Source organism: Azospirillum humicireducens, from assembly GCF_001639105.2.
GTDB classification, from domain to species: Bacteria; Pseudomonadota; Alphaproteobacteria; order Azospirillales; family Azospirillaceae; genus Azospirillum; species Azospirillum humicireducens.
Genome location: NZ_CP015285.1, coordinates 2,810,062 through 2,830,559, shown reverse-complemented (window position 1 = coordinate 2,830,559; position 20,498 = coordinate 2,810,062). Strand labels below are relative to the sequence as shown.

Annotated in this window: 16 protein-coding genes; 5 read left to right on the top strand and 11 right to left on the bottom strand. The window is 67.7% G+C overall.

Features of this window, described 5'->3' with window-relative positions:
- Positions 1-394: 394 nt before the first annotated feature.
- Positions 395-1,570, bottom strand: a complete 1,176-nt coding sequence (gene hmpA / locus A6A40_RS13300; RefSeq protein WP_063635800.1) for an NO-inducible flavohemoprotein — start codon at positions 1,568-1,570, stop codon at positions 395-397.
- A gap of 133 nt (positions 1,571-1,703) precedes the next feature.
- Here hmpA and norR point away from each other — a divergent pair, with 133 nt between their 5' ends.
- Together norR and A6A40_RS13290 are read left to right on the top strand one after the other, a co-directional pair.
- Complete coding sequence (gene norR, locus A6A40_RS13295; protein ID WP_108546671.1) at positions 1,704-3,293, top strand: nitric oxide reductase transcriptional regulator NorR; 1,590 nt, start codon at positions 1,704-1,706, stop codon at positions 3,291-3,293.
- Positions 3,290-3,556: a DUF1488 family protein gene (locus A6A40_RS13290; protein ID WP_063635799.1), complete on the top strand. Its 267-nt coding sequence runs from the start codon at positions 3,290-3,292 to the stop codon at positions 3,554-3,556. Before norR ends, A6A40_RS13290 begins: the two co-directional genes overlap by 4 nt.
- Here the strand turns inward: A6A40_RS13290 and A6A40_RS13285 are convergent.
- The 3 genes from A6A40_RS13285 to A6A40_RS13275 form a co-directional block, all read right to left on the bottom strand.
- Positions 3,553-4,836, bottom strand: a complete 1,284-nt coding sequence (locus A6A40_RS13285) for a TRAP transporter large permease (RefSeq protein WP_063635798.1) — start codon at positions 4,834-4,836, stop codon at positions 3,553-3,555. The genes A6A40_RS13290 and A6A40_RS13285 overlap by 4 nt on opposite strands.
- Entirely contained in the window at positions 4,833-5,372 is a 540-nt protein-coding gene (locus A6A40_RS13280) for a TRAP transporter small permease (protein ID WP_063635797.1), read from the bottom strand. Before A6A40_RS13280 ends, A6A40_RS13285 begins: the two co-directional genes overlap by 4 nt.
- Before the next feature lie 79 nt (positions 5,373-5,451).
- Positions 5,452-7,305: a sensor histidine kinase gene (locus A6A40_RS13275; protein WP_063635796.1), complete on the bottom strand. Its 1,854-nt coding sequence runs from the start codon at positions 7,303-7,305 to the stop codon at positions 5,452-5,454.
- A 224-nt stretch (positions 7,306-7,529) separates the two neighbouring features.
- Between A6A40_RS13275 and A6A40_RS13270 the strand changes: the two genes are divergently transcribed.
- A complete protein-coding gene (locus tag A6A40_RS13270) occupies positions 7,530-9,062 on the top strand; it encodes a sigma-54 interaction domain-containing protein (protein WP_082860821.1) in 1,533 nt (510 codons plus the stop codon).
- A gap of 16 nt (positions 9,063-9,078) precedes the next feature.
- Here the strand turns inward: A6A40_RS13270 and uxuA are convergent, their stop codons facing one another.
- The 7 genes from uxuA to A6A40_RS13235 form a co-directional block, all read right to left on the bottom strand.
- Positions 9,079-10,275 carry a mannonate dehydratase gene (gene uxuA / locus A6A40_RS13265; protein ID WP_063635795.1) on the bottom strand — a complete coding sequence of 399 codons (1,197 nt, stop codon included), beginning with the start codon at positions 10,273-10,275 and terminating at the stop codon, positions 9,079-9,081.
- Positions 10,276-10,322: 47 nt separating this feature from the next.
- Positions 10,323-11,597 (bottom strand): TRAP transporter large permease, encoded by a 1,275-nt coding sequence (locus A6A40_RS13260; protein WP_082860820.1) that lies wholly within the window; start codon positions 11,595-11,597, stop codon positions 10,323-10,325.
- Positions 11,597-12,100, bottom strand: coding sequence for a TRAP transporter small permease (locus tag A6A40_RS13255; RefSeq protein ID WP_063636290.1), 504 nt, complete (start codon positions 12,098-12,100; stop codon positions 11,597-11,599). The genes A6A40_RS13260 and A6A40_RS13255 overlap by 1 nt, the downstream gene beginning before the upstream one ends.
- 105 nt (positions 12,101-12,205) lie before the next feature.
- Positions 12,206-13,231, bottom strand: coding sequence for a TRAP transporter substrate-binding protein (locus tag A6A40_RS13250; protein WP_108546670.1), 1,026 nt, complete (start codon positions 13,229-13,231; stop codon positions 12,206-12,208).
- Positions 13,232-13,302: 71 nt separating this feature from the next.
- The gene (locus A6A40_RS13245; RefSeq protein ID WP_063635794.1) at positions 13,303-14,331 is read right to left on the bottom strand and encodes a Zn-dependent oxidoreductase; all 1,029 of its coding nucleotides are present in this window, start codon (positions 14,329-14,331) and stop codon (positions 13,303-13,305) included.
- Positions 14,332-14,378: 47 nt separating this feature from the next.
- Complete coding sequence (locus A6A40_RS13240; protein WP_063635793.1) at positions 14,379-15,875, bottom strand: mannitol dehydrogenase family protein; 1,497 nt, start codon at positions 15,873-15,875, stop codon at positions 14,379-14,381.
- 154 nt (positions 15,876-16,029) lie between these two features.
- On the bottom strand, positions 16,030-16,788 hold the full coding sequence (locus tag A6A40_RS13235) for a GntR family transcriptional regulator (RefSeq protein WP_063635792.1): 759 nt from the start codon (positions 16,786-16,788) through the stop codon (positions 16,030-16,032).
- A 355-nt stretch (positions 16,789-17,143) separates the two neighbouring features.
- Between A6A40_RS13235 and ppc the strand changes: the two genes are divergently transcribed.
- The gene (gene ppc / locus A6A40_RS13225; RefSeq protein ID WP_063635791.1) at positions 17,144-19,915 is read left to right on the top strand and encodes a phosphoenolpyruvate carboxylase; all 2,772 of its coding nucleotides are present in this window, start codon (positions 17,144-17,146) and stop codon (positions 19,913-19,915) included.
- A gap of 274 nt (positions 19,916-20,189) precedes the next feature.
- Positions 20,190-20,396, top strand: a complete 207-nt coding sequence (locus A6A40_RS13220; protein WP_063635790.1) for a hypothetical protein — start codon at positions 20,190-20,192, stop codon at positions 20,394-20,396.
- The last annotated feature ends 102 nt before the right edge of the window (positions 20,397-20,498 follow it).

Below are 20,498 nucleotides of genomic sequence, written 5' to 3'. Positions count from 1 at the left end.
CGTCCCCTTCGCCGGACAGGTGATGGCGATGTCAGGAGAAGGGAACAATTGTATATAATTCGGTGTCCGGACGACTAGGGAAGCGCCAAAATCACTAAGAAATATATAAGGAGAATCCCCGATCTTTCCGTTGGGTGGGATGGAGGTGGCCGCAGCGCGATGACCCTTTGCCATTGTCCTAGAGCCATTTCAGCGAATAGACGCGCGGCACCCTCATTTCACCCGCGGCATGGCTCTGGGCAGCTCGATAGTCGCATTTTCGTACTGATATAATAGTTTTCTTTTCAATCTTCGAGAGAGTTTTTCGGGATCGACCGGGCAGAAACACGAACGGGCCGGCCCAGGATCGAAGGGCCGGCCCGCCGACAAGGAGGCAGCGATAGGAGATCGCCGGTCAGGCAAGCGCCTCCCGCGGACCGAAGAACTCATGGACGATGGCCGACTCCGGAAGGCCAAGCGCAGTGAGCGCTTTCACCACCGCGGCCATGAAGGGCTTCGGACCGACGACATAGGCGGCGACGCCCGCCTCCTTCGGCAGCAGGTCAGCCAAACGGTCCTGGTCGAGCAGGCCCACCATGTGCGGGCGGTCGCCCGGCTGCGGGTCGGCATAGCAATAGACCGGCTTCAGCCCGTCGTGCAGTTGGGCAAGCCGGTCGATCTGCTGGCGGAAGGCGTGGACGGAGCCGTTCAGCGCCGCATGCACGTAGATCACCTTGCGGCCGGCGGCCAGCGCCTGCTCGGCCAGCGGGAGCGCGGGGGTCTGGCCGACGCCGCCGGTGATCAGCATCAGCGGACCGTGCCCCTCGCGCAGCACGAATTCGCCGGCCGGGGGGTAGACGTCGATCTCGTCGCCGACCTGCGCGCGGTCATGCAGGAAGCCGGAGACCACACCTTGCGGCTCACGCTTCACCGAGATGCGGTAGTCACTGCCGTTGGGCGAGGCCGACAGGCTGTAATTGCGGTGGACCGTCTCGCCCTCGACGGTCAGCCGCAGGCCGAGATACTGGCCGGGCAGGAAACCCATCACCCGCCCGCCATCCACCGGCGCCAGCCGGAAGGAGGTGATGACCGCGCTTTCCTGCGTCTTCTCCGCGATCCGGAAACGCCGCGCCCCGCGCCAGCCGCCGGTCAGCTCCGCCTTGCGTGCATACTCCTTCTCCTCCGCCGCGATCAGCAGGTCGGCGAGTTGCCAGTAGGCCGCGCCCCAGGCATCGGCGACCTCCGCCGTCACCGCATCGCCCAGGACCTTGCCGATGGCCTCCATCAGGCAGGTGCCGACGATCTTGTACTGGTCGGGGGTTATGTTCAGCGAGACGTGCTTCTGCACGATGCCTTCGACCGCCGGCCCCAGAACCTCCAGACGGTCGATGTTGGAGGCATAGGCGATGATGGCGTTCGCCAGCGCTTCCGGCTGGGCGCTGCTGCGCTGGTGGCTCTGGTTGAAGACGGCACGCACCTCGGGGAAGCGCTCGAACATCAGGGGATAGAAGGTGCCGGTGATCCGGTTGGCATTGGCGGCGACGACGGGGGCGGTGGCCTTGATGACGGCGATCTGGGCAGGCGTCAGCATGGAGGGGGCAATCCTTTTGCGCGTCACGATGTCGCAATCTGGTGGCAATCCCTGTGCCAAAGCGACGCAGCGCGGGAACCGGCGTCGTGCGTGGGGGCCGTTGTCAAAGCGACCACGCGGGTTATGATGTCGTATGGACAACACTGCGGTCACCATGACAACAACTCTTCCACTGGATGAGACGGGCGCGCTGCTGCGCCTGCTGGACGACCCTGCTCGGTTGTGGCCGCGGCTGCTGGATTCGATGACGCGGCACCTGCCATGCGATGCCTGTGCGCTGTTGCGCCATGACGGTCGCTCAAGCGATGCGTTGCTGGTCCCGCTCGCCACGCGCGGGCTCAGCCCGGACACGCTCGGGCGGCGCTTTGCGCTGAACGACCACCCCCGTTTGCGGGCGATCGCCGGGGCGGAGGGCGGGCTGTTGCGGTTTCCCCCCAAATGCGAGCTTCCCGATCCCTATGACGGGCTGATCCCCGACCTGAACCAGCGGCTGCATGTCCATGACTGTATCGGTGCGCCGCTGAACGTGGATGGCCGTCCCTGGGGCATGCTGACCCTGGATGCGCTGAACGAAGGACGCTTCGACGGCTGGGAGGAGGCGATTGCCGCCTGGGCGCGGTTGACCGCCGACCTCGCCACTGCGGTGGAACGGCGCGCCGCCCTTGCGGCCGATGTCGAGCGGGGCGGCAGGGTGGTCAGGGAACTGGACGAGACGACGACGGGTCGCGAGACCGGCATGGTCGGGTCCAGCCCGGCGATGGCCGCCATGCTGACGGAGATCGATACGGTCGCGGCGAGCGACCTCGTCGTTCTGGTGCTGGGCGAGACCGGCGTCGGGAAGGAACTGGTGGCCCGCCGGCTGCACGCCCGCTCCTCCCGCGCGGCCGGTCCGCTGGTGCATGTGAATTGCGCGGCGTTGCCGGACGCGCTGGTGGAGAGCGAACTGTTCGGCCATGTGCGCGGCGCCTTCTCCGGTGCGGTGAGCGACCGGCGCGGCAAGTTCGAACTGGCCGACGGCGGCACCCTGTTCCTCGACGAGGTCGGCGAACTGCCGCTTGCGGCCCAGGCGAAGATGCTGCGGGCGCTGCAGAACGGCGAGGTCCAGCGTGTCGGTTCGGATCGCCACATCACCGTCGACGTGCGCGTGGTCGCCGCGACCAACCGCGACCTCGCGACGGAGGTGCGGGAGGGCCGCTTCCGTGCCGACGTCTATCACCGGCTCAGCGTCTACCCGCTGCGGGTGCCGCCGTTGCGCGACCGCGGCACCGACATCCTGAGGCTGGCCGGGCTTTTCCTGGAGCGCAACCGGGCGCGGCTGGGCCTGCGCAATCTTCGCCTGTCGTCGTCGTCGGAACGGCACATGCTGTCCTATCCATGGCCGGGGAATGTACGCGAGTTGGAACACGCCATCGGCCGCGGCGCCATCCGCGCCCGCGTCGCCCGTCCGCCGGACGGCGGCGTGCTGACCCTGACCCCCATCGATCTCGGGCTTGAGGAGGCGGGGGAGGGGAGCCCGGCACCGGTCATAGACGCGCTACCGACCCGGCTACCGAACCCGTCGGAGGACCTTCCCCTGAGGGATGCGGTGGAGGAGCTTCAGCGCCGCCTGATCCAGGACCGGCTGGGCCGTCACGGCGGAAACTGGGCGAAGGCAGCCCGATCGCTCGGGCTCGACCGCAGCAACCTGTTCCGGCTCGCCAAGCGGCTGGGACTGCGCGAATGACCGCGGACGGACTGTCCTGGCGGGACGACATCGACGCGCTGGTCTTCCGTCCGGCGGGACATGGCGGCTGGTGCGCCGTCCACCGGCTGGCCTTCCGCGCCCTGCTCGGCCTGCGGGAACCGACGCCGGAGGACTGCCTCGCCCATGCCGCCGCCCATCGCCCGGCGTTCGAGGCCGCGGCGGCCGGAAAGATCGCAAGGCGCGGCTACGGTGCCGCGGCCAGCCTGCATCTGACCAGCCGCGACATCGAACGCGCCCTTTAGAACCCCATCTGCCGCGGCATCCACAGCGCCAGATCGGGCCAGACGATCACCGCGACCACCACCAGCAGCAGGGTGACGAGCGGCCACAGCACCCAGCGCACCGTGCTTTCCATGGAACAGCCGGTCATCCGGCAGGCGACCATCAGATTGACCGCCATCGGCGGGGTGAACTGGCCGACCGCGATCATCAGGGTCAGGATCACGCCGAACCAGGTCAGATCCCAGTTGTAGGCCTGGGCGATGGGAATCAGCAGCGGCAGCAGGATGATGAAGATCGAGATGCCGTCCAGGAAGGTGCCGACGACGGTCAGCATCACCACCAGCAGGGCCAGCACGCCATATTCGCCGAGGCCGGAATGGATGATGGCGTCGGCGATGGGGTCGATCACCGACAGGGTGCTGAGCGCCCAGCCGAACACGCTGGCCAGCGCGATCACCGTCAGGATGATGGCGGAGATCTCCGCCGCCTCCACCAGCATGGAATAGAGGTCGCGGAAGCGGATCGTGCGGTAGACCACCATGCCCAGCAGCAGGCCGTAAGCCACCGCGATCACCGCCGCCTCGGTCGGGGTGAAGATGCCGAAGCGCAGGCCGCCCAGGATGATGACCTTGGCGAACAGGCCGAGCGCCGCGTCCCACAGGCTGCGCCAGAAGGGCGGGCGCGGCTCGTGCGACAGCTTGGCGCCCAGATTGTGCTTCCGCGCCAGCCAATAGACCGGAACGATCAGCGCGAGGCCGGCCAGCGTTCCGGGGATGATGCCGGCGGCGAACATCGAGGTGGTCGGGGCGGCGGGCACCAGCACGCTGTAGATGATCAGCGCCACCGACGGCGGGATCAGGATGTCGGTGGCCGCCGCCGCCGCGATGACGCTGGCGATGTAGGGGCGCGGGTAGCCGGCGCGGATCATGCTGGGCGCCATCACGCCGCAGACCGCCGCGGCGATGGCGGGACCCGAACCGGAGATGCCGCCCATCATCATCGCCACCACCACGGCGATGACCGCCAGTGCGCCCTTGCCCTGTCCGACGATGGCGGTGGCGAAGCGCACCAGCTTCTGCGCCACGCCCGACCGGTCGAAGATGGTGCCGGCCAGCACGAACATCGGGATGGTCAGCAACGGATACTTGGCGATGCCGGTATAGACGCTGGTCGGCACCGAGATGACGCCGAGATGGGCGAAGGCAATGGCGGCGGTGCCGGCCAGCCCCAGGGCGGCGGCGATCGGCACGCCCAGCACCATCATGACCAGGAAGGAGCCGAAGAGCAGGGTGGTGATCACGGTTCCCCCTCCGGGATATGGCCGGTCTCCAGCGGTTCCGTGCCCTTGTGGATGCGGATCATGCGGCCGACCGTGCGGGCCAGCACCACCAGCGACAGCAGCGGCAGCCAGATCGTGTAGATCCACTGCGGCAGCCCCAGCGCCGGCGACGTCACCTCGAACCGGTAATCGTCCCAGGTCGTCCAGGCGCCGTAGACCAGCAGCAGCCCGTACATCAGCGCCACGCAGGCCATGGCGAATTGCTCCGCCCGGCGGCGGTTGGCGGGAGACATCTTGTCGACGATGAAGGTGATGCGGATGTGGCGGTCCTTCACCACCGCGGCCGAGGCGCCGAGGAAGGTCAGGATCACCATCAGGGCAATCGAATATTCCTCGGTGAAGGCGAAGGACACGTCGGTCAGGTAGCGCACCACGACATTGGCGAAGGTGATCAGCGCCACCACCGCCATGGTGACGGCGACCAGCACCTCTTCGATGCCCAGGGGGACGCGGGGTTTCGGCACCGGCCGGACGACGGTGGGGTCGTGATCGCTCATATTGCCAGGGTCCAGATGGAGGGAGCGGGATTATTCCCTTCACTGGGCAATCAATGCAAGAAACGATCACCCCGGCGGATTACTCCGCCGACATGCCCGCCATCCCCTCTTCGCAAAGCGCCTCCTGGCGGAGCGGGAGACTGAGCGTGAAGACGCTGCCCACGCCCAGTCGGCTGTCCACCGTCACCGTTCCGCCATGCAGGGCGGCGATGCGGCGGACCATGTTCAGCCCGACGCCGCTTCCCGCCGCCGTCCCGGTGTTGGTGGCACGGAAGAAGCGGTCGAACACACGCTCCACCTCCGCCGCCGGAATGCCGATGCCCTGGTCGGCCACCGACAGCGCCAGATGCGACTGTCCGCCCAGCCCTTCCTCGATCCACGCGCGGAGCCGCACCGGCGAGCCGGCGGAGGAGTATTTCAGCGCATTGTTCAGCAGATTGTGGACGCACAGCTCCAGCATCGGACCGTCCCCGGTCATGCCGGCCGGGCAAGCCGTCAGGTCGAGTTCGATCCGCCGGCCGGGAGCGGCGTCGGCCTGCGCAGCGGCGGCGGCGCGCAGCAGGGCCGGCAACTCCAGCGGATCGCGGCGCAGGGCGAAGGCCGGGTCGCTCAGCCGGTCGTCGGCCAGACAGGTGTCCAGGATGTTGACCTGCCGGCGCACCGCACGGCGGATCTTGTCCAGCCGCGGCACCATGCCGGGGGCCTTTGCCTCGGCATCCAGCAGCAGGATCTGGGCCGCCCCGTCGATGATGGCGAGCGGGGTCTTGAACTCGTGCGCGGTCATCGACAGGAATCCCTTGAGCGCCCGCTTGGCCTCCTGCTCCGCGGTCAGCCGCTCTTCCGCCTCCAGCCGGGCGAGGTCGAGGCGGCGGATGGTGTCCTCCAGCCGCGCCTCCGCCCGGCGGCGGTGGGTGACGTCGCGCAGCATCAGCAGGCAGCCGACCTCGCGCTGTCCCGACCGGCCGCCGCGGTTGCCGATGCGGTTGCCGGAGGTCAGCGGCACCCGCGTCGCCTCGAAGCTGCGCAGGTCTCCGTCGCAATCCCTGGTCAACGGAACCGGCGCAGCGGTACAGCCACCGGACGAGAGGACGGACAAGCCGGGCAGTTCGGCCAGCCGGCGGCCGAGCGGCTGGAGGCCGGGCACCAGTGCGCGCGCGGCAGGATTCGCCTCCACCACCGTGCCGTCGGCATCCAGGACCAGCACAGGGTCGGGCACCGCGTCCAGCAGCACATCGCGGGCGACCGGCAGCAGGTCGAACAGGCGCCGCCGGGTGATCAGCCAATAGAAGACCGCGCCCATGAGAAGGAAACTGAAGGGGGTGGGGTCGAAGTCGAACAGGGTCAGGTTGCCGGTGACATAGCCGACATTCGCCACCCAGGGCACCGCCATCGCCACCAGGAAGCCCAGATAGTGGGTGCGGTAGGCCGGCGTCGCCCGGTGGACACCGTTGGCGGTGACGACGATGCTCATCACCATGAAGACATAGAGATAGATGGTGACAGCAAAGAAGAGCAGCCCGTGGTCGTAGAACAGCGGCGCTCCCGGTGCGTCACTGATCGGGTGGACCGCGGTGTAGATCAGCCGGTGGCCGTCGTTGGTCAGGGCCGCCGCCCAGGTCGCCGTCCCCACCGCGGCCGGCACCAGCCGCCAGCGCACCGCCACCTCCTCCCGTGTGTAGGACCAGAGGAAGAGCGCCCAGAAGCTGGGCGTGCAGACGATGCCGAGCCAGGCCATCTCCGCCCAGAACAGCTTGTCCGCCGGTGCCGGGACGATGATCTCGATGGCGGCAGCCGTCGCCCACCAGGAGGCGGACAACTGCATCGCGATGAAATCGAACCGGCCGGGAAAGGGTGGCAGGAGCCAGCTGCGCGACGCCGTCCACAGGGTCGCCAGCACCGCAGCGAGAAGAAGAATGGCAGGCAGGCTCAGCATGGCGGGACGGGCGGCAGGGACAAGACGGCTCCGGTGGACAGCGGCTGCATGCCCGTGACGGGGCCGGGCCATGGCGCGGGCGCAGCATGGACCGGCCCGCCGCGACTCCGCAAGGGGGTGCGGCACCATGGTCAGGGAAGGCCGGCGGCCCGTTCCGCCATTGCGGATTCGGCGCGCGATCCCGATAACACGGGGGTTGGCACGGACGGGCACAGGGGGGCGGGGTGACGAACGGAACGGACAGCGGCCGCTTTCCAGGCGATGGGCTGGACGCCCGTCCCTTCGACGCGGACGCCTTCGAAGGCGGCGCCGCCCTGCTGCACCGTCGCGCCATCCCGTCGCTGTTCGAAGCGCTGGAAACCCAGTCCGAAGGCACGGTGGCGGTCGACCGCGATGCCCGTGTGGTGTGGATCAACGCCAAATACGCCCGCATGCTCGGCATCGCCGACCCTGCCGAGGCCATCGGCCGCGAGGTGGAGGAGATCATCCCCCATTCGCAGATGCGCCAGGTCCTGGCGACCGGCCAGCCGATCCTGCTCGACCTGATGCTGTTCGGCACCCAGCGGCTGGTGGTGACCCGCTTCCCGCTGACCGACGACGACGGCGCGGTGATCGGTGCCGTGGGCTTCGTCCTGTATGACAGCCTGCACCGGCTGAAACCCCTGCTGGCCGAGCTGTCGCGGCTGGAGGCGGAGCTGGCGGCGACCAAGCGGCGGCTCGACGAGGGGCGGCAGCCGCGCTACACGCTGCAGAGCTATGTCGGCGACAGTCCGGTGTGCCTGGAGGTCAAGCGCAAGGCGCGTGTCGCCGCCCGCACCGATGCGCCGATCCTGCTGCTGGGCGAGACAGGCACCGGCAAGGAACTGATCGCCCAGGCCATCCACGGCCTGTCGGCGCGCAGCGGCCGGTCCTTCGTCGGCGTCAATGTGGCGGCGATCCCGGAAACCCTGTTGGAGGCTGAATTCTTCGGTGCGGTGCCTGGCGCCTACACCGGGATGGACCGACGGGGGCGGGAGGGCCGCTTCAAGACCGCCAATGGCGGCACCCTGTTCCTCGACGAGATCGGCGACATGCCGCTCGGCCTCCAGGCCAAGCTCCTGCGCGCCCTGCAGGAGCAGGAGATCGAGCCGCTCGGCTCCGACCGGCCGGTGAAGGTCGATGTGCGGGTTATCGCGGCGACGAACGTCGATCTGGAGCAGCGGATCCGCGACGGCCGTTTCCGCTCCGATCTCTATTACCGGCTGAACGTGCTGCCGATCCGCCTGCCGGCCCTGGCGGAAATGGCCGGCGGGCTGGAGGCCATCGCCGAGTCCATCCTGCAGGAAATCGCTGCCCGCACCGGGCTGCCCCTGCGCGGCCTGACGCCGGAAGCGGTCGAGGTGCTGGGCCGCCACCGCTGGCCCGGCAATGTGCGGGAGCTGCGCAACGTGCTGGAGCGCGCCTGTCTGCTGACCGACAACCGCCGCCTGACCGCCGCCGACCTCGCGGAGGCGCTGCCGGATCTGGCTTCGTCCGATTTGGCTGCAGCGGCGCCGGCGCAGACCGCACGTCCGGCGCCGGTCCGGCAGCAGGCCCAGGGGGAACCGCAGCCCCTGCCGGGCTATGACGCGGCGTTCGACGAGTTCGAGCGCGGGCTGCTCGGCCGCGCACTCGCCGCCCATGGCGGCAAGGCGGAGGCGGCGGCACGGGCGCTCGGCATTTCCCGCGCCGCCTTCTATAAGAAGCTCGCCCGGCTTGGGATGCGCGCCGGCGGGTGAAGCAGGCGCTCCCCACTCACACCGGCAACTGCTTCATCGCCGCGACCGCGGTCATCACGCCGCGAATCTCGGCCAGACCGCGCAGGCGGCCGATCATCGGATAGCCGGGGTGGGTCGGCTTGCCGATGTCGTCCAGCAGCTCGTGCCCATGGTCGGGACGGAAGGGCAGGCGCCAGTTGTCGTTGCCGGCGTCCTGGCGGCGCTTCTGCTCCTCCAGCAGGGTGGTGACGACCGACACCATGTCGACGTCGCCGCCGAGATGGTCGGCTTCCTCGAAGGAGCCGTCCGGCTCCTTGGCGACGTTGCGCAGATGGACGAAGTGGATGTCCTCGACGAAGCGCTTGGCCATCGCCGGCACGTCGTTGGTCTGCCCCGCCCCCAGCGAGCCGGTGCAGAAGGTCAGGCCGTTGTTGGGCGACTGCACCGCGTTGATGAGGTGGGCGAGGTCGTCCTCGGTGCTGACCACGCGGGGCAGGCCGAACAGCGGACGCGGCGGGTCGTCGGGGTGGATCGCCATGCGGATGCCGACCTCCTCCGCCGTCGGGATGACCTCTCGCAGGAAGCGGGCCAGCGTCTCGCGCAGGCCGTCTGCGGTCATGCCGTTGAAGCGCGCGATCATCTTGCGCAGGCCGGGAATGTCGTAGCGGTCATAGGCGCCGGGAAGGCCTGCCATGATGTTCGACAGCAGCTTGTCCCGGTCGCTTTCCGACGAGCGGTCGAACCACTCCTTGGCCTTGGCAAGAACCTCCGGCGCATGGTCCTCCTCGGCGCCCGGACGCTCCAGCATGTAGACATCGAAGGCCGCATGCTCATGGGCGTTGAAGCGCAGCGAGGTGCCGCCGCCCGGCAGCGCCGCCGCCAGCTCCGTCCGCGTCCAGTCCAGCACCGGCATGAAGTTGTAGCAGATGGTGGTCACGCCGCAGGCGGCGAGATTGCGCATCGACTGGCGGTAGTTGTCGAACAGCTCCGTCAGGTCGCCTTCACCGATCTTGATCGCCTCGTGCACCGGCAGGCTTTCGGTGACGGTCCAGCTGAGGCCGAGTTCCTCGTCGGACTCGATCATCGCCTTGCGCTTCTGGATTTCCTCGACCGACCAGACGACGCCGTAGGGGATGTGGTGCAGGGCGGTGACCACGCCGGTGGCGCCGGCTTGGCGGATGTGGTTCAGCTTGATGGCGTCTTCGGGGCCGAACCAGCGCCAGGACTGTTCCATGGCTGCGAACTCCTTGGAAAGAGAGGGGGGCTTTGGAATCTGGGAAATCAGCGGAAGAGCAGGTTGGGCAGCCACAGCGACAGGGCCGGGATGTAGGAGACCAGGAACAGGATCAGGATGTTGCAGAGCAGGAAGGGCCAGATCGCCTTGGTGATCGCGCCAAGCGAGATCTTCGCGATGTTGGCGGCGACGAACAGGCAGACGCCGACCGGCGGGGTGGTCAGACCGATCATCAGGTTCAGCACGGCGAAGGTGGCGAAATGGATCGGGTCGATCCCGACCTGGGTCGCCACCGCCAGCAGCGGCGGAAACAGGATGATCAGCGCCGCGATCGTCTCCATGAAGGTGCCGACGATCAGCAGCAGGATGTTGATCAGCAGGATGATCAGATACTTGTTGGTGGTCAGCGCCAGCATCGAGGCGGCGATGGCCTGCGGAATCTGCTCGCTGGTCAGGATCCAGCCGAAGACGTTGGCGAGGCCAACCAGCAGGATCAGCCCGCCCGATCCGATGGCGCTTTCCAGCAGGATGGCCGGCAGCTGGCGCAGCGTGAAGCCTTTGTAGACGAACAGTCCGATGACGAAGGCGTAGATCGCCGAGACGATGGAGGCCTCGGTCGGGGTGAAATAGCCGCCGACGATGCCGAACAGGATGATCGCCGTCATCAGCAGCGCCCAGAAGGCGCCGCGGCTGGCGCGGACCAGCGCGCCGAAGCCCTGCCAGGGCTCGCGCGGATAGTTGCGGACCCGCGCCAGAATCCAGACCGTCAGCATCATGCCGAGGCCGAGCAGCAGGCCGGGCACGGCGCCGGCCATGAACATCTTGCCGACCGACAGGCCGGTCAGGGTGCCGACGATGATCATCGGCACGCTGGGCGGGATGATCGGCCCGACGGTGGAGGCGGCGGCGGTGACGGCGGCGGCGAAGGGGGCGTCGTAGCCCGACTTGCGCATCGCCGGGATCATGACGGCGCCGATGGAGGCGGTCTCGGCCACCGCAGTGCCGGAGATGCCGGCGAACACCATCGATCCGGTGACGTTGGCGAGGCCGAGGCCGCCGCGGATGTGGCCGACCAGCCGGTTGCTGAACAGCACGATCTGGTCGGTGATGCCGCCGCCGTTCATCAGGTTGCCGGCCAGCACGAAGCCGGGGATGCAGAGCAGCACGAAGCTGTCCATGCCGGCATACATGAACTGCGGAACCACGGCGAGGTCGATGTCGCTGCCGACCAGATAGACCGCCGAGGCGCCGCCCAGCGCGATGCCGACCGGCGCGCCCAGGATCAGCAGGACGGCGAAGGTTAGGAACAGTGCGGTGACCATCAGACGGTTTCCCCGTGGCTGGGCGGCGCGGCGTCGCGCCCGAGCCCGGCAAGGCGGGCGATGGAGAAGAAGGCGAGCGAGACCGGGATGATCAGCGTCACGACATAGACCCAGATCATCGGGACATTGATGGAGCGCGCCCGCTCTCCGATGCTGCCGACGACATAGTCCCAGGCGCCGGGAATGATGGCGACGGCGAACACCAGGATCGCCACGTCGACCAGCCGGGCGACCGCCCGTTGCGCCGGCTTGGGCAGCAGCAGGATGAACATGTCCACATTCACCAGTTCGCCGCGCAGCAGCGCCAGACCACAGGAAAAGGCGACGAGATGGACCAGCGCGAAACGGGCCACCTCCTCCGTCCAGGCCGGGGAAGGAAAGCCGGGAATGCGGCCCAACACCTGGATGGTCACGACGACTATGAGGACGCCGATGGCCGCCAGGGTACCCCAACGGCAAAGGGCTGATACGGCCGACAATATGGCGGCAAAGGCTGCGCGCATCGGAAGGCACTCATGCGGTTGGAGGAGCGCACCCGAGTAGATCCCCTCTCCCCTGGGGAGAGGGGATCCTGTACTCGGTTAGGGAGAGAGCTAGGGTCCTCCCCCTCACTTCACCGCGATGATTTCGTCGTAGATCGGCTTGATCTCCGGCGACAGCGCCGCGACCACGGCGGCGCGGCCCTTCTCGGCGAAGGCGGCCTTGTCGACCGTGACGAACTCCATGCCCTTGGCCTTCAGGTCGGCCGCCAGCTTGGCCTCGTCCTCGATGAACAGCTTGCGCTCGGCGGCCTGGGCGGCCTTGGCGGCGTCCATGATGGCGGCGCGCTGTTCGGCCGGCAGCTTGCCCATCTTCTTCGATCCGCCGACCAGATAGATCCAGCTGATGACGTGTTCCGTCTGGTTCACGTATTTCTGGACCTCGTAGAAGCTCGCCGACTTGATCAGCGCCAGCGGGTTCTCCTGCGCCTCGATGGTGTCGTTCTGCAGGCCGGTGAACACCTCGGAGAAGGCCATCGGCGTCGGCTTGGCGCCCAGCCCCTGCCAGAAGGATACGAACAGCGGCACGTTCGGCACGCGCATCTTCAGGCCGTTCAGCTCGTCCGGCGACTTGATCGGGCGCTTGCTGGTCAGGTTGCGCGGGCCGCGGGCGAAGTAGGTCAGCGGAACCAGCTGGGTCTTCTGCTCGATGGACTCCGCGATCTTGCGGCCCGGCTCGCCGGTGACGACCTTGTCGAGATGGTCGAGGTCGCGGATGCCATAGGGGACCGCCAGCAAGGCTGCGGCCGGCGCCCAGTTCTGCAGGGACTCGCCGGTGATGGTGAAGTCGATGGTGCCGAGCTGGATGCCCTTGATCAGGTCGGTTTCCTTGCCGAGCTGCTCGTTGGGGAACACCTTGACCTCGACCGCACCGTTCGTACGCTTGGCCACCTCCTCGGCGAAGACCAGCGAGGCCTTGTGCCAGACATTCTCCTCGTTGGCGAGGTGGCCGAGCTTCAGCGTCGTCTTGGCCTGGGCGCGGACGATGGCCGGCGCGGCGATCCCGCCGAGCAGCGTCGCACCGGCGGCGATGCCGGCGCCAAGGCCGATGCTCTTGGCCAGCGTGCGGCGGGAGATCGGGGTCTTGCTGTTCATCCTGGTGTTCCTCCGTTATGGGCGGATCCGGTCCGCCTTGCTTTGCGCGATGGATTGACTGAAGCCGGCGGTCAGCCTTCGAAGTCGAGCTGCACCTTGATCGTGCTGGACGGGTCGGTTTCGATCATGGAGAAGGCGCTCGCCGCGTCGGCGATCGGGAAGACCTGGGTGATCATGGCGGCCGGCTGCAGCTTGCCGCTCTCAAGCCACTCGATCACCTGCGGCAGCAGGCGGCGGTTCAGGCGGGAACCGACCAGCGTCAGCTCCTTCTTCACGATCTCCTGCTGGCTGATGTTGCAGGGGCCGGGCGAGAAGCCGAGCAGGCCGATGCGCGCGGCCGGGCTGGCGAGACGGCAGGCCTCCTCCAGCAGGGCCGGAACCCCGGCGCCGTCGATCACCACCGTGGGACCGAGCCCGTCATTCTCGTCGCGCACCGCATCGGGCACCGACACGCGCGAGGAGTTGAGCACGACGTCGGCACCGAACTCCTTCGCCCGTTCCAGCCGCTTGTCGTCCAGGTCGGCGACGATGCAGCGGGCGCCGTGCAGCTTGGCGACCTGCACCACCGTCAGCCCGACCGTCCCGGCGCCATAGACCAGAACCGTGTCGTCGGCGGCGATGCCGGTGCGCGACAGCACGTTGGCGGCGATCGACAGCGGCTCCGCCAGGGCGGCAATCGAAATCGGCAGGTCGGACCGCACCTTCACCGCATTGGCCGCCGGCACGACGACATGGTTGCGGAAGCCGCCGTCGCGGTGGACGCCGAACACCTCCAGATTGGCGCAGACGTTGCTGCGACCGGCGCGGCAGGCATAGCAGCGGCCGCAGGAGACCACCGGATCGACCACGACATGATCGCCGGCCGCGACTGTGGTCACGCCGTCGCCGACCGCCTCGACCGTGCCGGCGAACTCGTGTCCGATCACACGGGGATAGACCGCGAAGGGGTTGGAGCCGTGGTAGATGTGCAGGTCCGACCCGCAGATGCCGGCGCGCTGGACGCGGACCAGCACCTCGCCGGCCTTGACCGGCCCGGCGGACGGGGGGGCTTCGGGACGAAGGGCCAGCACATGCGGCTTTTCGACGGTCAGGGCAACCACGGGAACACTCCCTAGAATCTGGGATAAGGGGATGCTGTGAAACGGGGTCAGGCGGTGGCGGCAACCACGGCGCGGGCGCCCTCGGCGAACAGGCGCCTCAGCGCGGCGGTGACGGGATCGGTGAAGCGCGGGTCACGCGGCAGATCCTCGCCGAACACCGCCGTCAGGCCGAACAAAGCCTCGGCCAGCCGATCCGGATTGCCGGCGGCGGATGCGGCGATCTCCGCCAGACGCGGGGCCAACGGATCGCGCAGGTCGATGGGCTGGCCCTTCTCGTCGATGCCGGCGGCATAGCGCATCCAGGCGGCAACGGCCAGGGCCAGCCGGTCGATGGACAGGTCGGCGGCCAGCCGGTCGCGGATCGGGTTCAGCAGGCGCTGCGGCAGCTTCTGCGTGCCGTCCATGGCAATCTGCCAGGTGCGGTGACGCAGCGCCGGATTGCGGAAACGGGCGACCAGCGCGTCCTTGTATTGCTCCAGATCCGCGCCGGGAGGCATATGCAGCGTCGGCCCGGTCTCCAAATCCATCAGATTGCGGACAAGCGTGGCGAAGGCGGGATCGGCCATGGTGTCCGACACCGTTTCATAGCCCGCCAGATATCCCAGATAGGCGATGGTGGAGTGGCTGCCGTTCAGCAACCGCAGCTTCATCGTCTCGTAGGGATGGACGTCGGCGACCAGTTCGACCCCCACCTCCTCCCAGGCCGGGCGGCCGGCGGGAAAGCGGTCCTCCACCACCCATTGGGTGAAGGGCTCCGTCACCACCGGCCAGGAATCCTGCAGGCCGAGCGATTGGGACACGCGGGCGCGGTCGGCCTCCGTGGTGGCGGGGACGATGCGGTCGACCATGCTGTTCGGGCAGGCGACGGTCTCGCCCACCCAGGCGCCGAAGCCCGGATCGCGCAGTTCGGCGAAGCGGCGCAGGATGCGGGCCACCGTGTCGCCGTTGCTCGGCAGGTTGTCGCAGCTCAGCACGGTGAAGGGCGGCAGCCCGGCGGTGCGGCGGCGGGCGAGCGCCTCCGCGATGAAGCCGATGGCGGTGCGCGGCTTGCCCGGATTGTCCAGGTCGTGGCGGATGTCGGGATGATCCTCATTCAGCGCGCCGGTCGCCGGATCATGGCAATAGCCCTTCTCCGTCACCGTCAGGGTGACGATGCGCACCGACGGGCGGCACATCCGTTCCAGTACCGCCTGGGGATCCTCATGCGCCACCAGCAGCTCCAGCAGACAGCCGACCACCCGCAGCCGCTCCCCTGCCGCATCGCGCACCGCGACGGTGTAGAGTCCGTCCTGCGGTTCCAGCGCATCGCGGGTATCGGGGCTGCGCAGGCTGACGCCGGCGATGCCCCAGGGGCCGAACCGCTTCTCCAGCAGGGCGTCGGTGTAGGCGGCCTGATGGGCGCGCTGAAAGGCGCCGACGCCGAGATGGACGATCCCGAGATCCAGCGCCTTGCGGTCGTAAGCAGGCCGCTCCACCGACGCCGGCAGGTTCGACAGGCCGGCGGCGACGAGGCGGGGCAGGGACGAGGGCGCAGGGGATTGCATGAGAAACGGTTTCCTTCCCGGCGAACAGTGCGCGAGGCGTCGCTCGCATTCTTGTATGGTAGTATGTCAAAAAGCTCGGGCAATGGCAACCCGGATTGTTCCGGTATGAAATGATAAGGCGAGCGGATAAGGAGACCGGCAAATCCTGCGCCGGTCAGCGCAGTCCGGCAACCTTCGAGCGACCGGCAGGCCGGGAAGAGGATTTGGGAGCCGGAGGCGCCGCACCGTCCTCCAGCGTGAAGAGGTCGGGAAACTTGCTCTCCAGTTCGGGCAGCGATGTCAGGATCTCGCGCAGGTGCATGCCCATCGCCGCCTCGGCCTTGGCGGGATCACGGGCGGCAATCGCCTCCAGCACCGCCTGATGCTGCGAGATCAGCCGGCGGATCGGCGTGGCGTAGGGCACGCTGAGGTAGCGAACGCGGTCCATCTGGGCCTTCGTCTCCTCGACGATACGCCAGGCATATTCGCATTCCGCCCCGATGGCGATCGTGCGGTGGAAGGCCTCGTCAAGCTCCAGGAAACGCACGGGCACCGGTTCGTCGGCAATGTCCCACTGGGCCTTCAGGTTGTCGCGCAGTTCGGCGAGGCCGGCCGGCGTGATGGTCTCGCAGGCCTTGCGCACCACGGCAGTCTCCACCGCCTCGCGGACGAAACGGGCGTCGAGTACCTGCTTGACCGAGATCTTGACGACGAAGGTGCCCCGTTGCGGCCGGATGGTCAGCAGGCCGGACTCGCTCAGCTTGATGAAGGCCTCGCGCACCGGTTGACGGCTGACGCCCAGCTGGTCGGCGATCTCCTGCTCGGATAGGGCTTGACCGGGGCGGAACTGCATCGCCACGATGGCTTGGCGCAGCACCCGGTACACGCGCCGCGCGATCGGCTCCCCGGAGTCCACGTCGATCTTTGTCAACATCGCTTTGCCATCCTGTCAGGCCGCCCCTTCTTCCGGCCAGCTTCGCCATACGAAGCATGGGCAGGAGGAAACAATCAGTGAAGCATACTACCATACTAGTTGGGAAGCAAGCCTTGCGGTGCGGGGCGCCCTTATGCGACGTCGCATTTCACAGCGCTGCGACTTATGGAAATCATTTCGCACCAGCACACGGACGGTTGAAACTTCCCACGGAATCGGCATGCTGTCGCCGATGGTCTGACCACTTCGCACGCAGGAGCAAGCTCCTGCCCGAAATTTGACCATCTCTATTCATGCACCCAGCGCCCGCGCATCGATCCATATCCATCCATCCTCGACCAGGAAACCGTCGCCCATGTCCGCCATCCTGCTGCAGGAAAGTTCCGAGACGAAGGACCAGCCGCTCCGCGAAGACATCCGCCTGCTGGGGCGCATCCTGGGCGATACCGTCCGCAGCCAGGAAGGGGAGGCGGTGTTCGACATCGTCGAGCGCATCCGCCAGACCTCCATCCGGTTCCACCGCGAAGAGGACCAGGGCGCCCGCAAGGAGCTTGAGGCGATCCTGAACAGCCTGTCGCCGCCGCAGACGGCGCGGGTGGTGCGGGCCTACAGCTTCTTCTCGCATCTGGCCAACATCGCCGAGGATCAGCACCACATCCGCCGCACCCGCGCCCATGCGCTCGCCGGATCGTCGCCGCGCGACGGCACCATGGCCCATGCGCTGGACGAGGCGGCCAAGGCCGGCGTCACCACCCAGCAGCTGAAGGAGTTCTTCGACGGCGCGCTGGTCAGCCCGGTGCTGACCGCCCACCCGACCGAGGTGCAGCGCAAGAGCATCCTGACCGTGCAGATGGAGGTCGCCAAGCTGCTGGCGGAGCGCGACCACGGCCCGATGACGCCGGAGGAGGAGGAAACCAACCTTGAATCCCTCCAGCGCGCGGTGCTGACGCTGTGGCAGACCGCCATCCTGCGCGCCACCAAGCTGGCGGTGACGGACGAGGTGGCCAACGGCCTGACCTTCTACGACTACACCTTCCTGCGCGAGATGCCGCGCTTCTATGCCCAGTTGGAAGACCATCTGCGGCGGACGGATCCGTCCTGGACGACAACGGAGCTGCCGTCCTTCCTGCGCATGGGCAGCTGGATCGGCGGCGACCGCGACGGCAACCCCTTCGTCACCGCCCCCGTCCTGCGTCAGGCGATGCGGATGCAGAGCACCCGCGCCCTGCAATTCTACCTGGACGAACTGCACACGCTGGGGTCTGAGCTGTCGCTCAGCACCCGTGTCATCGACGTTTCGGAGCCGCTGCGCCAGCTGGCCGAACGCTCGCCCGACCCGTCGCCCCACCGCAAGATGGAGCCGTACCGCCGCGCCATCTCCGGCATCTATGCGCGGGTCGCCGCGACGCTGCGGACGCTGGACGGGCTGGAGGCGCCCCGCCACGCCGTGGGCGAGGCGCCGCCCTATCTGGCCCCGGCCGAGCTCCGCGCCGACCTCGACATCATCGACCGCTCGCTGACCGTCAACGGCTCGGCGGCGCTCGCCAAGGGCCGGCTGCGCCACCTGCGCCGGGCCGTCGACCTGTTCGGCTTCCATCTGGCCAGCATCGACCTGCGCCAGAACTCCGACGTGCATGAGCGGTCGGTGGCGGAGCTGCTGTCCTTCGCCGACACCGCCGTCGACTACAAGACACTGTCGGAGGACGAGCGGATCGACCTGCTGGTGCGCGAGCTGGAGACCAACCGGCCGCTGGCCTCGCGCTATGCCGACTATTCGGAGGAAACCAGCTCCGAACTGGACATCCTGCGCACCGCCGCCGATGCCCGCGCCCGCTTCGGGTCGGATGCGGTGGTGAACTGCGTCATCTCCAAGACCGACGGCGTGTCGGACATCCTGGAGGTCGCCGTCCTGCTGAAGGAGGCCGGGCTGCTGCGGCCGAAGGACAAGGCGCTGGACCTGAACATCGCCCCGCTGTTCGAGACCATCGGCGATCTGCGCAACTGCGCCGCCACCATGGACCGGCTGCTGTCGATCCCCACTTACCGGCGCTTCCTGGAAAGCCGGGGCAACCTGCAGGAGGTGATGCTCGGCTATTCTGACAGCAACAAGGACGGCGGCTTCCTCACCTCCGGCTGGGAGCTGTACAAGGCCGAGATCGCGCTGGTCGAGGTGTTCGCCAAGCATGGCGTGCGGCTGCGGCTGTTCCATGGCCGCGGCGGCTCGGTCGGCCGCGGCGGCGGCCCCAGCTATCAGGCGATCCTGGCCCAGCCGGCCGGTGCGGTGCAGGGCGCCATCCGCATCACCGAGCAGGGCGAGGTCATCGCCGGGAAATATTCCAACCCCGAGGTCGGCCGGCGCAACCTGGAAACGCTGGCGGCGGCGACGCTGGAAGCGACCCTGCTGCACCCGGAATCGGCGGAACCCTGCACCGATCTGTTCCTCCAGACCATGGAAGAGCTGTCGGAGCATGCCTTCAAGGCCTATCGCGGGCTGGTCTACGAGACCGAAGGCTTCGAGAAGTATTTCTGGGAATCGACGGTGATCGGCGAGATCGCCAACCTCAACATCGGCAGCCGCCCGGCCTCGCGCAAGAAATCGACCAGCATCGAGGATCTGCGGGCAATTCCCTGGGTGTTCAGCTGGGCGCAGTGCCGCCTGATGCTGCCGGGCTGGTACGGCTTCGGCTCGGCGGTGAAGGCCTATCTGGCCCAGCACCCCGACGGGATGGAGCGGCTGCGGGCGATGCACCGCGACTGGGGCTTCTTCCGCACGCTGCTGTCCAACATGGACATGGTGCTGTCCAAGTCGAACATCGCCATCGCATCCCGCTATGCCGGGCTGGTGTCGGACCCGGATCTTCGGGAGGCCATCTTCTCCCGCATCCGGGCGGAGTGGCAGGACTCCATCGAGGTTCTGCTGGCGATCACCGAGCAGTCGGCCCTCTTGGAGAAGAACCCGCTGCTCGCGCGGTCGATCCGCAACCGCTTCCCCTATCTGGACCCGCTCAACCATGTCCAGGTCGAGCTGCTGAAGCGCCACCGCACCAGCGACAGCGGCGAGCAGATCGCCCGCGGCATCCATCTGACCATCAACGGCATCGCCGCCGGCCTGCGCAACAGCGGCTGATCCGCCGGCATTTTTCCACTGGCCGGACCATTCGAAACGAGCCCCTCTTCCCGATGGAAGAGGGGCTCGTTTCGTTTGTGAGCAGATGCAAAATGAGTCCGCCCAGCCATCTTCCCCTGTTCTTGTGCAGCGCCGTTCAAGTCTTCGCCGCTGCAAAATGACGCAGGCGAATTCGAATGGCTGGGCCGCAAAAAGTCATGGCTTCTTTCAAAAATCCGAATTGAAGGCAGACGAATAGTTTGATAGCTGTCGCGGCTTCACAAGGAGGATTGGTATGACCACTCAATCGCAACAGCAGCAGATGGCCCAGCCCGACGAGGTTCGTGCGCAAGGGACGGCAGGCGCCGCCGGCATCCAGCAGGGCGCCGCTGCAGCCGGCGAACAGGAGGAGCGTCTTGTTTGGGGCGGTGCCTGCGGCGCCGGTGCTGGCGCGGCGATCCTGTGGCAACCGGTCACCGTCCTGGGAAGCCGTCGGCGGTGATCGGCTCAAGGTCGAACGCAAAGCCGGCCCTACCCCGTCGCTCCGCAGGTCGGACGACGGGATAGGGCCTGCCGGTTTTCTGTCCCCTATGCCAGCGGGGGC

Excerpts from the sequence above, each read along its gene's own strand:
- hmpA (WP_063635800.1), bottom strand. The coding sequence starts at position 1,570 with ATGCTGACGCCTGCCCAGATCGCCGTCATCAAGGCCACCGCCCCCGTC.
- norR (WP_108546671.1), top strand. The coding sequence starts at position 1,704 with ATGGACAACACTGCGGTCACCATGACAACAACTCTTCCACTGGATGAG.
- A6A40_RS13290 (WP_063635799.1), top strand. The coding sequence starts at position 3,290 with ATGACCGCGGACGGACTGTCCTGGCGGGACGACATCGACGCGCTGGTC.
- A6A40_RS13280 (WP_063635797.1), bottom strand. The coding sequence starts at position 5,372 with ATGAGCGATCACGACCCCACCGTCGTCCGGCCGGTGCCGAAACCCCGC.
- A6A40_RS13275 (WP_063635796.1), bottom strand. The coding sequence starts at position 7,305 with ATGCTGAGCCTGCCTGCCATTCTTCTTCTCGCTGCGGTGCTGGCGACC.
- uxuA (WP_063635795.1), bottom strand. The coding sequence starts at position 10,275 with ATGGAACAGTCCTGGCGCTGGTTCGGCCCCGAAGACGCCATCAAGCTG.
- A6A40_RS13260 (WP_082860820.1), bottom strand. The coding sequence starts at position 11,597 with ATGGTCACCGCACTGTTCCTAACCTTCGCCGTCCTGCTGATCCTGGGC.
- A6A40_RS13255 (WP_063636290.1), bottom strand. The coding sequence starts at position 12,100 with ATGCGCGCAGCCTTTGCCGCCATATTGTCGGCCGTATCAGCCCTTTGC.
- A6A40_RS13250 (WP_108546670.1), bottom strand. The coding sequence starts at position 13,231 with ATGAACAGCAAGACCCCGATCTCCCGCCGCACGCTGGCCAAGAGCATC.
- A6A40_RS13240 (WP_063635793.1), bottom strand. The coding sequence starts at position 15,875 with ATGCAATCCCCTGCGCCCTCGTCCCTGCCCCGCCTCGTCGCCGCCGGC.
- A6A40_RS13235 (WP_063635792.1), bottom strand. The coding sequence starts at position 16,788 with ATGTTGACAAAGATCGACGTGGACTCCGGGGAGCCGATCGCGCGGCGC.
- ppc (WP_063635791.1), top strand. The coding sequence starts at position 17,144 with ATGTCCGCCATCCTGCTGCAGGAAAGTTCCGAGACGAAGGACCAGCCG.
- A6A40_RS13220 (WP_063635790.1), top strand. The coding sequence starts at position 20,190 with ATGACCACTCAATCGCAACAGCAGCAGATGGCCCAGCCCGACGAGGTT.